The sequence below is a fragment of the Variovorax gracilis genome (assembly GCF_030317115.1).
Lineage (GTDB): Bacteria > Pseudomonadota > Gammaproteobacteria > Burkholderiales > Burkholderiaceae_C > Variovorax > Variovorax gracilis.
This window is the reverse complement of record NZ_JASZYF010000098.1, coordinates 1-1228: the sequence shown is the minus strand read 5'-3', so window position 1 is coordinate 1228 and position 1228 is coordinate 1. Positions and strand designations below refer to the sequence as shown.

General features: G+C 66.2%; 1 protein-coding gene. It reads right to left on the bottom strand.

Features of this window, described 5'->3' with window-relative positions:
* A partial coding sequence (locus QTH97_RS36905; protein WP_286573747.1) for an aldehyde dehydrogenase family protein occupies positions 1-1228 on the bottom strand: 1228 nt, incomplete at both ends.

Below are 1228 nucleotides of genomic sequence, written 5' to 3'. Positions count from 1 at the left end.
GTGAAGAACTCCTGGGCGTACCTGCCCTGCTCGCGCGGGCCGTAGCTCGATCCCTTGCGGCCGCCGAAGGGCACGTGGTAGTCCACCCCCGCCGTCGGCAGGTTCACCATCACCATGCCGGCCTGGCTGTGACGCTTGAAGTGCGTCGCGTATTTCAGGCTGGTGGTCGCGATGCCGGCCGACAGCCCGAACTCCGTGTCGTTGGCCGTGGCCAGCGCCTCTTCGTAGTTCTTCACCCGGATCACGCTCGCCACCGGCCCGAAGATCTCCTCCTTGTTGATGCGCATCGAGGCCACCGATTCGCTGAACAGCGCCGGCGACATGTAGAAGCCCTCGGTGTCGAGCTTGAGCCGCTCGCCGCCCGCAGCCAGCGTGGCGCCTTCGCCCTGGCCGATCTCGATGTAGTTCAAGTCCTGCTGCAGCTGGCTCTCGCTGGAGACCGGCCCGATGTCCGTTCCTTGCGCCAGTGCATCGCCCACCTTGATCCTGGCCATGCGCGCCTTCATCGCCTCGATGAACTTGGGGTAGATGCCTTCGGTCACGATCAGCCGGCTCGATGCCGTGCAACGCTGGCCGGTCGAATAGAACGCGCTCTGCACGCTCAGCTCCACGGCCTGGTTCAGGTCCGCGTCGTCCAGCACCACCTGCGGGTTCTTGCCGCCCATCTCCAACTGCACCTTCTTGTGGTTGGTCGCGCACTGGATGGCGATGTTGCGGCCCACGCCCACCGAGCCGGTGAAGCTGATCGCATGGATGCCCGGGTGATTGACCAGTGCATCGCCGATCACGCTGCCGCGGCCCATCACCAGGTTGAACACGCCCGCTGGAATGCCCGAGCGGCTGATGATCTCCGCCAGCGCCCAGGCGCAGCCGGGCACGAGGTCGGCGGGCTTCAGCACCACGCAGCAGCCGAAGGCCAGCGCCGGAGCGATCTTCCATGCGGGAATCGCGATGGGGAAGTTCCAGGGCGTGATCAGGCCCACGACGCCCACGGGCTCACGCGTGATCTCGACGCCGATGTTCGGACGCACCGAAGGCAGCACCTCGCCTGAAAGGCGCAGGCATTCGCCGGCGAAGAACTTGAAGATCTGGCCGGCGCGCGCGGCCTCGCCGATGCCTTCGGCGCGGGTCTTGCCTTCCTCGCGTGCGAGCAGCGTGCCGAGTTCTTCCTTGCGCGCGAGGATTTCATTGCCGATCTTGTCGAGCGCATCGGAGCGAGCCTGGATGC